This is a genomic window from Bacillus sp. NMCN1 (assembly GCF_002998085.1).
GTDB lineage: Bacteria > Bacillota > Bacilli > Bacillales > Bacillaceae > Bacillus.
Genome location: NZ_PVQL01000002.1, coordinates 712,117 through 724,858, shown reverse-complemented (window position 1 = coordinate 724,858; position 12,742 = coordinate 712,117). Strand labels below are relative to the sequence as shown.

Sequence of the window (12,742 nt, the reverse complement as noted above, 5' to 3'; positions counted from 1 at the left end):
TTAATGAAGAACCTTTAATGGATGAGGTATAAATTTATAGCCCATTCCACGGATCGTCACAATATATTCTGGCTGACTTGGATCTAACTCGATCTTTTCTCTCAGCTTTCGAATATGAACCATGACGGTGTTGTTATCACCATATGATGGAACGCCCCATACTTTCTCATAGATTTGATCTTTTGAAAGAACCACATTCGGATGATCACAAAAGTACTTCAGCAAAGAGAGAAGCTGAGCAGAACATGCGGTCATCTCTCCTCTTACTTTCAATTCGGCTGAATGAGGATGATAGGAGAAATGGGCATATTCATATTGACTTTGAGCCTCATCTTGTTCTTCCTTTAAGGAGATATATGTTCTGTTTAAGTGGGCCTTAATTCTAGCCACCAGCTCTAGCGGATTAAATGGCTTTGTGATGTAATCATCTGCGCCTTGCGCAAAGCCGGTCAGTTTATCTACATCAGACGTTCTTGCAGTTAAATAGAAAATGGGTGCTTTCGTATATTTTCTCATTTCAGGAAGAACATCAAAGCCAGACTTACCGGGCATCATCACATCTAGAAGTAAGAGGTGGATGTCCTCGTTTTTGACAACATCTAATGCTTCATCTGCATGGTAGGCTTTATATATATGCTTGAATCCTTCTTTTTTTAATACGCGCTCAACCATTTTTACAATTGCTTCTTCGTCATCTGCAATCAATATTTTTGCTGTTTCCACGCATCTCTTTCCTTTCTAGCTATGATCTCTAACCGTATATTACCATTGTCTAAAGTAAAAAAGTACCTCTTTTCTGCATAAAAGCGAAAAAATATCAACTGGAGAAAATGGCAGTACTAGGAAGTTTAAGAGACGCAAAAAAACTCGGCTATTCCACCGAGTTCCTTTTACCTCTATTATCCATTCACAGCTTCTAGCTTTCTTTCATAATTCATTAAGTCATATGTTAAACAGATCGGCTTATTCGTTCTAGGATCAAGTACGATTTCTGCATCAATGTGGAATACCTGACCTAGCACCTCTTTGGTCATGACTTCATGAGGCGTACCATCTTTGATGACTTTTCCTTGATTGAGGGCAATCATGTAATGAGAAAAACGTGCCGCATGATTCAAATCATGAATGACCATCAACACAGTTCGTCCCTGCTCTCTGTTTAACCGTTCTAACAGCTGAAGAATCTCGAGCTGATGTGCAAGATCCAAATACGTCGTAGGCTCATCTAATAGAAGCAGTTCTGTTTCTTGGGCAAGTGCCATCGCAATCCATACACGCTGACGCTGTCCACCGGAAAGTGCTTCAATTGGCCGGTCATGAAAAGCAATCATGCCCGTTTCCTCAAGTGCCCATCTGATGATTCGTTTATCTTCATTTGATAAGCGTCCAAATCCATTTTGATGTGGGAAACGTCCATATGACACAAGCTCATACACTGTCAGTCCGCTTGGTGCTTCGGGCGTTTGCGGTAAGATCGCCATTTGTTTTGAAATGTCTTTTGTAGGCGTTTGATGAATAGCCTGACCATTTAAGTAAACAGCGCCTTGATGGGATTTCATGATTCGGGACATTGTTTTTAAAATCGTTGATTTCCCGCATCCATTCGGTCCGATGAGTGTTGTCACCTTGCCTTTTGGGATACTGATATTTAAATCATCTACAATCAAACGATCATTATAGCCGATACAAAGCTTTTCTGTTTCGAGCGATTTCATATGTTGTACTCTCCTTCCTTATTAGTTCGTTTTCATCAATAAGTAAATGAAGTAAGGTGCGCCTAAAGCAGAAACAACAAGGCCAACTGGAACCTCTGATGGTGCAAGTATGACGCGGCCAAGTGTATCTGCCAGTAATAATAGTAGCGCGCCAATCATAGCGGAGGCTGGGATCATTGCTTGATGCTTCGGTCCAACAAGCTTTCTCGCCAAGTGTGGTGCAGCTAATCCTAAGAAAGAAATACTTCCTGCAACAGCGACACTAGCACCTGCTAATGCAACGGCAATCAGCATAAAAAAGCTTCTTTCTTTATGAACCGAAATCCCTAATCCGTAGGAAAGCTGGTCACCTAAATTCATGATATTTAAGTAGCGTGCTCTTACAACCGCTAATACAAGGAAAATCAGCATCCATGGCAGGACAGACAGGACATACGTCCAGCTTGATCCCCAAATGCTTCCAGATAACCACACAATGGCTTGGTTAAAATCATTTGGGCTCATTTTTAATTGAATCACTACAATCGCTGCTGAAAATGCAGCATTGACGCCAATACCAGTTAAGATCAAACGAACAGGTGTGATGCCCTTTTTCCACGCTAACACATAGATGAGAAATGCAGCAAAGCCTGCACCTACAAAAGCGAAGAGCGGCAGTACAAAGATAGTAAAATCACCTAAGTTCGACATAGAGCCTTGGAAAGCAAAAATAAACAAAACCACTGCAAAGCCTGCGCCCGCATTGACACCAAGAATGCCGGGATCGGCTAAACCGTTTTGAGAAACACCTTGCCAAATCGCTCCTGATACAGCGATAGAAGCGCCAACAAGTAAAGCGATGATCATTCTTGGAAGTCTGAACTCGAATAATACAAGCTCATCCATTTCACTTCCGAATCCAAAAAATGTTTTCAATGTATCCATCGGAGAAATGCGAATTTCTCCGGTATTTAAACTAATAAGGAACACAGCCACGATCGCCAAAAAGATCATGAGCATCGTTCGTTTGTATTTCTTTTTCTTTGCCTGCTGCACCATTTCCATTTAAATTCCGCTCCTTTCACGTCTAGCTAAATATAAGAAGAAAGGAACGCCTATAATTGCAGTAATGGCACCGACTGGCGTTTCAAATGGGGCATTGACCAGCCTTGCAGCAATGTCTGCATAAATTAACAGAACCGCCCCTAAAATAGCTGAGCATGGGATAATCCATCGATAGTCAACTCCGACCAAGAAACGAGTGACATGAGGAATCACAAGCCCGATAAAGCCAATAGAACCTGCCACTGACACAGCAGCACCTGTTAGAAGAATGACGACCAATATTCCAAGTACCTTGACAGTTTTCGTGTACTGTCCAAGCCCTTTTGCCAATTCATCACCTAAGCTGAGAACAGTGATCGAGCGGGCAAGAATCATTGCGATGATCAGCCCCGCAACCGCAACTGGAATGATGACCTTAATATTGCTCCAATTCACACCTGCCACTCCGCCAGCATACCAAAAGCTCATATCTTGAGCGACGTCAAACCGGATGGCAATTGCTGAGGAGATGGAGCTTAAAAGTGCCCCAACAGCCGTACCAGCTAGTGCGAGCTTCACTGGGGTCAATCCACCTTTTGAAAGAGTACCGACACCAAACACAATAGAGGCAGCGAGTGCTGCACCCACAAATGACCAAAGAATTAATGTAAAAGAAGATTGTCCTGGGAAAAAAGCAAACGCAATGGCAATCGCAAATGCAGAGCCATTTGTCACACCCATAATTTCAGGAGACGCAAGCGCATTTCTTGTCATCCCTTGCATAATGGCTCCTGATACGGCTAAAAAGGCACCGACGAGTGCAGCCCCAACTGTACGCGGCAGTCTCAATTCCCGAATGATTTGATGTGAAGTTTGTTGTGGATCAAAATGAAAAATGGCTTCCCATACAGTGTGTAGATGAATGTTTGCCGCTCCTAATAATACCGATAAAAAAAGACCAAATGCTAAAGCGATGATTCCTATGATGACAACAGCTGCTGTTCCAAAGGGCTTTGTGACAATATCCATTGTATCGTCTTTGGCCGGCAGCTGTTTATTCGATTGTGAGCCCAAAACCAGTCTCTTCCTTTCCGTTCATATCTATTCCTCATTAGTGATAATGATTATCAATCTCGAAGTCTAGTATATCACTTTCTTTTCTTTTTGAAATCATTGTTCTGAACATTTTCTTTATTTTCATCAAAAAACCATGAGAAATTTACCATTTTTCTTTAGGTCCTAAAATAGCCGATGCATTTTTCATCCCATCATGTTACGATATAATCGAAAATGAGAATCATTATCATAAGAAAGTGAATAGGAGAGAATCTTTGTGAAAAAACGATCTGGATTTCTTTTGATTTCCTTAGCCATTCTTATTCTTTTTACAGCTGCTTGCGGCAGCTCTTCAAATAAAGAATCTGGAGCCAATCAGAATGACATGATCACTTATCAGGATGTCAAAGGTGAAGTCAAACTCCCTAAAGATCCGAAACGAATTGTGCTTCTGGCAGAAAGCTACTACGGAGACCTCGTGACACTTGGCAAGACGCCGATTGCTGCAACTGCCCCCATCTTTAAAAACCCTTTCTATAAAGGAAAAACGGATGGTGTCAAAAACCTTGGAACAACCCCTTCTGTCGAAAAGGTAGCCGCTTTGAAGCCAGATATGATTATCGCTTGGGGAGAAGACGAGAAATTTGATCAATACAAAAAAATTGCTCCAACCGTTGCAATTAAATACAATCAATATTCCTTTAAAGATCAGCTAAAAGAATTCGGTAAAATGACAGGTACTCCGAAAAAAGCAGCAGAATGGATCACGAAATGGGACACAAAAATTGCTGAGGTAAAACCTAAAGTAACAAAAGCGGTCGGCAGCAAAACCGTTTCAATCGTGTCGCCTTTTGATAAAGGTATTTATATCTTTGGAAACACCTTTGCTCGCGGAGGCGAAATCATTTATGACGAGCTGAAATTACGTGCGCCAAAGGCAGTTAAAAAAGATGCCATCGATAGCGGTGTCGGCTATGCAAACATTTCCCTTGAAAAACTGCCAGAATACGCAGGCGACTATATTTTCACTAGTCCATGGAGCGGTTCAAAAAGTAAAGGTGACCAAGTATATCAAAGCAGCATTTGGACATCACTGCCTGCCGTACAAAATAAACACGTATTTGAAATCGATCCTGTCGGGTACTTCTTTAATGACCCAGTGTCACTAGAAGGACAGCTTGAGTTTATTGTGGACCGATTAACAGCTGCATCATAAAAAAACGTTTCTCCATTTTTGGAGAAACGTTTACCTTATTCCGTTCCTTTGGCGAATCCTTTTGACATGAATGGATAAAGCAAAATACCTACTAAGAACAGACCGATCCCAAGTCCAAATGTTTTCAAATCAGCTGTTCCTGAAATAATGACCCAAGCGGAATACCCCATCGCAACAAGCGCAATGATTCCGTCTCTTGTTCGCTTTCCTTTTTGAAGATCATACGTGTCACCTTGCATGATGACCTTAAAGCTATAGATGGAAGACACAATATACGGAATGAGATACGCAAGTGTCGCTGATGTTGTTAAAAAGGTAAAAGCTTCATTAATCGTACGGGACATCACTGAGAAAATAAACAGCTGTGACATGATATTTGTAATCGTCAAAGCAAAAACAGGACTGCCTTTTTTGTTTGTTTTTGCAAATACTGCTGGGAAATCGCCAGCCTTGGCTGCTTGATACGGTACTTCTGAACCAAGTAAGATCCAGCCAAGCATCGAGCCAAATAAACAAATGATCGCAAGCAGTGCCATGACGATTCCACCAGCCGGTCCAATAATGAGCTGAAGCACGTCAACGAATGGTTTATCTGAGCCTTGCAACTGATCATGCGGCAGGACGCCCATTGTAATCAAAGTAATTATCATGTAAATGGAAAGTGCGATTAAAAGACCTGTAATCGTTGCACGTTTCACATCGCGCTGCGAGGACGCTCTTCCTGATAAAATGACAGCAGATTCGATGCCAATAAATGCCCATAGTGTGGAAATAGCCGCATGATGAATTTGGCCTCCAAGCCCAAGCACTCCTTCGCCTTCTGCTGCAACCGGGAAGTAATAATGTTCAAATAATGCCGTTTGGAATGCAAATAATCCAGCAACAATAAAAAGGACGAATCCAAGTACCTTTGAAAAGGTCGTAATAAAGTTTAATTTACTTGCAGCACTTAAGCTTGTAATTAAGATAGTATGTGTTCCCCAGAGAAGAATGGTACATACAATAAAGGTTGTCAGCTGACCAAGTGTGATCGCTTCTTTTCCAAAGGTGAAAATCTCCGTCTTCACGGTGAGAATAGGGAAAAATGTCGTTAAATAACCGGCTAGACTCGTAATAATTGCGACATTACTAATCCAGCTTGCTACCCAATATCCCCAAACCATTGTAAAACCGGCCGCTTTCCCTTTTTTCGGATCGTTAAAAAGCGCTCTTGCATAACTTTGTGGTCCAGCCGTCAGCTGCGGCTTATGAATGGACAAATGCCCAAAGACAAGTGCAATCATCAGCACACCGCCACCTGTGACAAGCCATGCCATCGTCACACCTAAAGGACTAGCATGCTGGGCAAGTGTACTTGGCAGCATAAAGATGCCTGAACCTACCATATTTCCGACGACAAAAGCCGTCAATAACCAAAAACCCCATTTTTTTGTCTGTTCCATTTCCGTACCTCCGTTATATTCACTTCGGACCAGACCCGGCAGTATCTTCATTGATATATTTGTGAAGCAATGACTTGTATTCTTTATGTTCATCATGGGTCACTTTCTTAACAGCATACCCTTATCTTTGGTACTCAGAACATAAAAAAAAGCCTGAACAACAGTCCATGCTTTTCAAAACATACACCTTGATCTCCGGATAGCCCTCCACGCTTCAAAGACGTGGCAGTCCTGCATTTATTCAATGCAGACCCAGCATAAAGAAAGTTGGAGCTCTCTCTACACTTCGGCGCTGATGCCTTTTTTCTCATGATCTTCGATTCCATCTCTCCCATGAGTGACTCATCATCCGCGCAACCTCTACCTCACTGAGACATAGCGTGAGGATTTCTATTCATTTTTACTACACGAAGGTTATCAAACATTCTCACATCTGTCAAAGGGAAAAACATAGAAAAAAGGCAGAGAATCATTTCTCTGCGCTATTACCTGCTTATTGATCGTTGTTTTTCTTCTTTTGTACAGCTTCCTGAAGCGGATCGCCTGCTAGCTCTTTGCTTGCTTCTTCTAACAGCTGATCTACCTGCTTGTGGTCTTTCTCGCTTTTCGCCTTTTTATCCTTTTGGAAAAATGACATCGCTGTTTCCTCCCTTTTCATAAAATGCGGTTGCCTGTTTAATTTGTGCTACAGTCCGCCGCATTATACAAGGGGGGAAGGCTCAATCATCATGAAAGGTCTGTCTCATTTTTTGCAAATACGTCAAAAAGGTCTTTAAGTCTTCTTTGGTGAAGTCTGACATCATATGCTGAATCACCTTTCCGAAAAGACGTGTATGCTTTTCATAAATCGCTAGCCCTTTTTCCGTAGCTTCTAACCGGACAAGCGTGGGGTCGCCTTTGTCCCTTTCTCTCTGAATATAGCCCTGCTCACATAACTTATTGAGTGCAATGGAGGCTGCACCTGGGTTTAAAGAGAGTCTTTGTTTCAGCTCTTCGGCATGTGATACTTTGCCTTGTATCAAAATAGAAAGAGCATATATCTGCGGTGGCGTGATGTCTTTTTCTAACTCAAGTAACTTGCGGTTTAATTTACGGCTGACTTCATAATGTACAAGAACAATTTCTTTTAAAATGTCTGCATTACTCATCCGAATCGCATCCTTATCGTTAGTATCAACATGACTTCCCCCTTATTATAGAATGTTTTTCCAATCAGCCAACCCTTTTGTCCTCTTTTTCTTTAGAAATAAGCCTTGCTGAATGAATTCACCCTTGATATAGTGAGTACTTGAATAAAAGACAGAACAGGAGTACGCATCATGACAGGAAAAACACACATTATGGGCGGAATCGCCGCCTCAACGGCCGTCGCCTACTACTACGGACTCGACCCAGTCATCATGGCTGCAGCTGGATCAGCAGGTGCTCTGATCCCCGATCTTTGCCATACAAAAAGTAAAATCGGTAGAAAATTTCCGCTGCTCTCGACTCTGATCAGCAGCGTGTTCGGTCATCGCACGTTTACACACAGTTTATTATTTCTGCTGATCATTTATTTTCTCGCGACAACATACATTCCAAATGACAGCCTAAGTATAGGTTTACTCGTTGGAATGGCGAGCCACCTTATCCTTGATGCTGGAACAGTGAACGGCATTAAATTTTTATTTCCAGCTTCCATTAAAGTGCGTCTCCCCTTCTATGTCAAAACAGGCAGCACAGGAGAACAAGTCGTACTAGCTGCCCTCACCGTCGTCACATGCTATTACATCGCCGTCATCTGCGGTATAACCATCCCAATCCAGTTTTAACAGAATAAAAAAAGAGTTTTGCGAAAAAGACAGGATATGAATTGATCATTCCTCATTTTTTTAGTAGGTTTAAGATAAGTGTTTTTGCCTTGCAACTGAATATAGAATGGTGAGGAGATACATAAATGAAAGCGTTTTTCAAAAATCACTGGTTTTTAGTGTACTCCATCCTTTTCATGTGGATGAAAACATACATCATTTATCAATTCGGATTTCACATACGAACGGCCAATCTGTTTCATGAATGGCTGCTTTTGATCAATCCACTTAGCTTTCTACTCCCTTTGTTTGGGATAGCTCTTTTTTTAAATGAAAGCAAACAAAAGGTTTTTTTATTGACTGCAAATTTTATTCTAACGGCGATTCTCATATCGAATACGATCTTTTATGGTTTTTATATTGATTTCATTACTATTCCCGTGTTATTCCAAGCAAAGAACATGGGAGATATGGGCAGCAGTATGACGGAATTATTCCACCCGCTCTTTGTGCTGATGCTCGTTGATTTTGTGGTACTTGCTTGGCTGCTCAAGCGCAAACCATTAGCCCCAAAAGCGGCATTCAAGACGATCAAAATATATTATGCGGTCTGCTGCAGCTTCCTATTGTTTCATGTCAGCTCAGCCATGATGGATCATCCTCGATTTCTGACAAGCTCTTATGATCGTGAAGTCATTGTCAGAAACCTTGGGCTTTTCCAATTTCATCTGTATGACGGCGCTGCCCAAACGGCACGCATTGGACAAAAGGCCTTTGCAGATGAAGATACGCTTTCTACCGTAGCAAACTATACAAAGGCTGATTACAGCGCACCAAACGAAGAGTACTTTGGACTTGCTAAAGGCAAGAACGTTGTGTTCATTTCACTTGAATCGACGCAGCAATTTGTCATGAATCAAAAGGTGAATGGACAATCCATCACTCCCTTTTTAAATCAACTGGCTAAAAAGAGTTTTTATTTTGATGAATTTTATCAGCAGACAGAGCAGGGGAAAACGTCCGATTCAGAGTTTATTGTCGCTAATTCTCTCTATCCTTCTAGCAGCGGCGCTGTCTTTTTCACAGCGAGTGACAATGAATATGACACGTTATACAAACAGTTGAAAAAGGAAAACTATCAATCCATCCAATTTCATGCGAATAATAAAACGTTTTGGAATCGTGATGTGATGTATGAATCTCTAGGAATTGATCGTTTTTATGATGTCGATTCATATGATGTCAATGAACGGAATTCAACTGGCTGGGGCTTAAAGGATATCGACTTCTTTGATCAATCCGTTGATCATTTAAAAAAGTTAAAGCAACCTTATTACAGTACATTCATTACCTTGACCAATCATTTTCCATTTGAAATTGACCCGAAGGATCAGTTTATTGATGAATATGATTCGTCAAGTACCATTTTAAACCGCTATGTGACGACCGTCCGCTATCAAGATGAAGCGACTAAGATGTTTTTTGACCGTATGAAAGAAGAAGGGTTGTATGACAATACGATGTTTGTCCTCATGGGTGACCATTATGGCATATCAGAGGCACATCATGAGGCAATGGCACAGCTGCTCAATAAAGAGGAAATCACGCCGTTTGATGCTGTCAAACTACAGCGGGTACCCTTTTTGATTTACATTCCTGGTGTCACGGATCAAGCACCGCAGACCATTTCTGAAACAGCTGGTCAAATGGACGTAAAGCCGACACTTCTTCACTTACTTGGGATTGAAACGAAGGATGCCATTCAATTCGGCAATGATTTATTTTCAAATGAACGGACGCCTTTCGCTGTACTGAGAAACGGGAACTTTATTACAGATGATTATCTCTATACAAAGAACACCTGCTATGATCAAAAAACAAAAGAACCTGTTGAACAGGATGAGGTGTGTCAGCCTTATATCGAAAAAGCCAATAAAGAGCTTTCCTTATCAGACAAAGTGATCAATGGGAATTTGCTGCGTTTTTATCAGCATTAAAAGTCGCCATCTGGCGGCTTTTTCTTTTCTCTTTTTACTGAATGCCTATGAATGGTCAAATAAGTTTGCTTATAATAAAGGATACATATGATATTGAATGATAAGAGGTGTGAACATGAAGTATACGTTCTTCGCCTTCATCGCCATCTGCTTGCTCCTGAGTGGGTGTCAAACAGAGATGAAGTCATCGGATACAAGCAAAAAAACAGAGCTTGTAATTTCAGCAGCGGCAAGTCTTCAGGATGCACTAAAAGAAATTGAATCTGCCTTTAACGATGAGCATCCGAATGTGACATTAACAAATAATTTCGGGTCATCCGGCGCATTGAAGCAGCAAATCGCTCAAGGGGCAAAAGCGGATATCTTTTTCTCTGCAGCTGAAGCTCCCTTTGATGAGCTTGTGCAATCTGGAGACATCGATCAACATTTTATCAAGGAAGCCATACAAAATGAGCTTGTACTCATTGTGACAAAAGATCACTCTTCCTCTATTAAAAGCTTTCAAGACGTCCAGCACGTAAAAGGAAAGATTGCTCTTGGCACACCTGAATCGGTTCCTGCTGGTACATATGGCAAAGAGATTTTCACAAAGCTGAACATCTGGGATCAAGTGAAAAAGAACGCTGTGTACGGCAAAGATGTGCGGCAAGTTTTAAGCTACGTAGAAACAGGAAATGTGGAAGCAGGTGTTGTGTATAAAACAGACGCCCTCGTTTCCAGAAAAGTGAAAATTGCCGCTGAAGCCAATCAGGACATGCATTCCCCGATCATTTACCCAGTAGGGATCGTAAAAGGGACAGAACATTTAGAGGAAGCCAAGACCTTTTTTCAATTTCTTCAATCAGAAACAGCCAAATCATTTTTTAAAAAGTACGGCTTTCAAGTATCGTAAAGCCTATGCTGACTGAAGAATTTCTATCTCCCATTTGGCTCTCCGTTCAAGTTGCCATCGTCAGCGGGCTGTTGGCCACTGTTTTTGGCACAACGGTCGGCTTTTGGATGGCGCGAACAACTTTTAAGGGGAAAATGATTGTGGAAACGCTCCTGATGATGCCGCTTGTTCTCCCGCCAACAGTTGTTGGGTTTTTATTGCTCGTCGTATTCGGAAAGCATAGCGTAATAGGAGGCGCGATTGAATGGATCTTCCACCAGCCGGTTATCTTCACATGGTGGGCGGCAGTCATTGCATCGACAGTTGTGGCATTCCCGCTTATGTATCAATCAGCAAAGGCTGGCTTTTCTACGATTGAGTCAGATATTGAAGGGGCTGCAAAAGTAGATGGTGCTCATTCATTCCAAGTCTTTGCCTATATTACCGTACCACTTGCCTTGCCTTCCCTACTGTCTGGCAGCATCCTCAGCTTTGCGAGAGCCCTTGGAGAGTTCGGGGCGACCTTAATGTTTGCCGGCAACATCCCAGGAAAAACTCAAACACTTCCAACCGCTATCTATGTGGCGATTGATTCTGGACGAATGGAGCTTGCTTGGTCCTGGACGATTTGTATTGTGATCTTATCTTTTATTATGCTTTTGGCTGTGCGAAGAAGCAGTACATAAAAAATCCCCTTTCTCATATGAGAAAGAGGATTTTTTCATTTATTCAAACCCAACCGTCATCGTCTCTGGATTCGAGCCGACGCGCTCGTTATTGTTTAATGCATCGATTTTTTCCATATCTTCTTTTGATAGTTCAAAATCAAAAATATCTGCATTTTGTTTAATGCGTTCTTCATTGATTGATTTAGGAATTGTCACGACGCCGCTTTGCAGATCCCAGCGCAGGATGACTTGTGCAACAGATTTGTTGTAGCGTGCAGCAATGTCCTTTAATACGTCATGGTCTAATAGCTTTCCTTGCATCAGCGGAGACCACGCTTCGATTTGAATGCCTTTTTCTTTTGCGTATTGACGCAGTTCGACAAGTGTCAGTTTCGGATGAAATTCCACTTGGTTCACGGCTGGAACAACTTCAGCATCTTTTAACAGCTCTTCTAAATGCTGAATGTAGAAGTTGCTGACGCCAATGGCTCTGACTTTACCATCTTTGTAAAGCTTCTCAAGCGCACGCCATGTGTCTTTAAATGTATCTGCATTTGGGCCAGCCCAATGAATCAAATAGAGGTCTAAATAATCAAGACCTAATCGATTTAAGCTTGCGTCAAATGCAGCCAGCGCTTTGTCATAGCCTTGATCCGTATTCCATACTTTAGACGTAATGAACAAATCTTCTCGTTTCACGCCAGATTCTTTAATCGCTTTGCCTACGCCTGTCTCATTTTTATATACGGCAGCCGTATCAATGCTGCGGTATCCGTTTCGTATGGCTGCTTTTACGGCATCTACCACTTGATTGCCGTCCTCCACTTTGAATACACCTAAACCAAACCAAGGCATTTCCACTCCGTTATTCAGTGTTACGGTATCATTCAAGCTTTTGACCATTTTAACAACCACCTTTTTCATAGATTCCATCTTTTTTATTATCTCACGTTGTCCTTTAAAA

13 protein-coding genes and 1 riboswitch are annotated in these 12,742 nt (G+C 41.7%); of the genes, 5 read left to right on the top strand and 8 right to left on the bottom strand.

What is annotated here, in order from left to right; genetic code table 11:
• The 4 genes from C6W21_RS13485 to C6W21_RS13470 all read right to left on the bottom strand — a co-directional run bounded on the left by C6W21_RS13485 (window position 1) and on the right by C6W21_RS13470 (window position 3,812).
• A complete protein-coding gene (locus C6W21_RS13485) occupies window positions 1–723 on the bottom strand; it encodes a response regulator transcription factor (protein WP_106056466.1) in 723 nt (240 codons plus the stop codon).
• Window positions 724–899: 176 nt separating this feature from the next.
• Window positions 900–1,715 carry an ABC transporter ATP-binding protein gene (locus tag C6W21_RS13480; protein ID WP_106056464.1) on the bottom strand — a complete coding sequence of 272 codons (816 nt, stop codon included), beginning with the start codon at window positions 1,713–1,715 and terminating at the stop codon, window positions 900–902.
• Between the two features lie 21 nt (window positions 1,716–1,736).
• Window positions 1,737–2,759: a FecCD family ABC transporter permease gene (locus C6W21_RS13475; RefSeq protein ID WP_106050770.1), complete on the bottom strand. Its 1,023-nt coding sequence runs from the start codon at window positions 2,757–2,759 to the stop codon at window positions 1,737–1,739.
• On the bottom strand, window positions 2,760–3,812 hold the full coding sequence (locus C6W21_RS13470) for a FecCD family ABC transporter permease (RefSeq protein ID WP_106056462.1): 1,053 nt from the start codon (window positions 3,810–3,812) through the stop codon (window positions 2,760–2,762).
• 259 nt (window positions 3,813–4,071) lie between these two features.
• On the opposite strand from C6W21_RS13470, the gene C6W21_RS13465 reads away from it, so the two are divergent.
• Window positions 4,072–5,010, top strand: coding sequence for an iron-hydroxamate ABC transporter substrate-binding protein (locus tag C6W21_RS13465; RefSeq protein WP_106050768.1), 939 nt, complete (start codon window positions 4,072–4,074; stop codon window positions 5,008–5,010).
• Window positions 5,011–5,045: 35 nt separating this feature from the next.
• On the opposite strand, the gene C6W21_RS13460 is transcribed toward C6W21_RS13465, so the two are convergent.
• The 3 genes from C6W21_RS13460 to C6W21_RS13445 form a co-directional block, all read right to left on the bottom strand.
• Window positions 5,046–6,452, bottom strand: a complete 1,407-nt coding sequence (locus C6W21_RS13460; protein ID WP_106050767.1) for an amino acid permease — start codon at window positions 6,450–6,452, stop codon at window positions 5,046–5,048.
• Between the two features lie 192 nt (window positions 6,453–6,644).
• Window positions 6,645–6,823, bottom strand: a riboswitch (Lysine riboswitch).
• A gap of 122 nt (window positions 6,824–6,945) precedes the next feature.
• A complete protein-coding gene (gene sspJ / locus C6W21_RS13450) occupies window positions 6,946–7,089 on the bottom strand; it encodes a small acid-soluble spore protein SspJ (RefSeq protein ID WP_003213383.1) in 144 nt (47 codons plus the stop codon).
• Window positions 7,090–7,171: 82 nt separating this feature from the next.
• On the bottom strand, window positions 7,172–7,600 hold the full coding sequence (locus C6W21_RS13445; RefSeq protein WP_106050766.1) for a MarR family winged helix-turn-helix transcriptional regulator: 429 nt from the start codon (window positions 7,598–7,600) through the stop codon (window positions 7,172–7,174).
• A 171-nt stretch (window positions 7,601–7,771) separates the two neighbouring features.
• Between C6W21_RS13445 and C6W21_RS13440 the strand changes: the two genes are divergently transcribed.
• From C6W21_RS13440 to modB, 4 genes are all read left to right on the top strand, one after another.
• The gene (locus tag C6W21_RS13440) at window positions 7,772–8,263 is read left to right on the top strand and encodes a metal-dependent hydrolase (protein WP_106050765.1); all 492 of its coding nucleotides are present in this window, start codon (window positions 7,772–7,774) and stop codon (window positions 8,261–8,263) included.
• A gap of 125 nt (window positions 8,264–8,388) precedes the next feature.
• On the top strand, window positions 8,389–10,239 hold the full coding sequence (locus C6W21_RS13435) for an LTA synthase family protein (RefSeq protein WP_106050764.1): 1,851 nt from the start codon (window positions 8,389–8,391) through the stop codon (window positions 10,237–10,239).
• Between the two features lie 115 nt (window positions 10,240–10,354).
• The gene (gene modA / locus C6W21_RS13430) at window positions 10,355–11,131 is read left to right on the top strand and encodes a molybdate ABC transporter substrate-binding protein (RefSeq protein ID WP_106050763.1); all 777 of its coding nucleotides are present in this window, start codon (window positions 10,355–10,357) and stop codon (window positions 11,129–11,131) included.
• A 5-nt stretch (window positions 11,132–11,136) separates the two neighbouring features.
• Window positions 11,137–11,796 carry a molybdate ABC transporter permease subunit gene (gene modB, locus C6W21_RS13425; RefSeq protein ID WP_106056460.1) on the top strand — a complete coding sequence of 220 codons (660 nt, stop codon included), beginning with the start codon at window positions 11,137–11,139 and terminating at the stop codon, window positions 11,794–11,796.
• A gap of 39 nt (window positions 11,797–11,835) precedes the next feature.
• Here modB and C6W21_RS13420 read toward each other — a convergent pair whose 3' ends face one another.
• Entirely contained in the window at window positions 11,836–12,681 is an 846-nt protein-coding gene (locus C6W21_RS13420) for an aldo/keto reductase (protein WP_106050761.1), read from the bottom strand.
• Window positions 12,682–12,742: the final 61 nt, after the last annotated feature.

Excerpts from the sequence above, each read along its gene's own strand:
- C6W21_RS13480 (WP_106056464.1), bottom strand. The coding sequence starts at position 1,715 with ATGAAATCGCTCGAAACAGAAAAGCTTTGTATCGGCTATAATGATCGT.
- C6W21_RS13475 (WP_106050770.1), bottom strand. The coding sequence starts at position 2,759 with ATGGAAATGGTGCAGCAGGCAAAGAAAAAGAAATACAAACGAACGATG.
- C6W21_RS13460 (WP_106050767.1), bottom strand. The coding sequence starts at position 6,452 with ATGGAACAGACAAAAAAATGGGGTTTTTGGTTATTGACGGCTTTTGTC.
- sspJ (WP_003213383.1), bottom strand. The coding sequence starts at position 7,089 with ATGTCATTTTTCCAAAAGGATAAAAAGGCGAAAAGCGAGAAAGACCAC.
- C6W21_RS13445 (WP_106050766.1), bottom strand. The coding sequence starts at position 7,600 with ATGAGTAATGCAGACATTTTAAAAGAAATTGTTCTTGTACATTATGAA.
- C6W21_RS13440 (WP_106050765.1), top strand. The coding sequence starts at position 7,772 with ATGACAGGAAAAACACACATTATGGGCGGAATCGCCGCCTCAACGGCC.
- C6W21_RS13435 (WP_106050764.1), top strand. The coding sequence starts at position 8,389 with ATGAAAGCGTTTTTCAAAAATCACTGGTTTTTAGTGTACTCCATCCTT.
- modA (WP_106050763.1), top strand. The coding sequence starts at position 10,355 with ATGAAGTATACGTTCTTCGCCTTCATCGCCATCTGCTTGCTCCTGAGT.
- modB (WP_106056460.1), top strand. The coding sequence starts at position 11,137 with ATGCTGACTGAAGAATTTCTATCTCCCATTTGGCTCTCCGTTCAAGTT.
- C6W21_RS13420 (WP_106050761.1), bottom strand. The coding sequence starts at position 12,681 with ATGGTCAAAAGCTTGAATGATACCGTAACACTGAATAACGGAGTGGAA.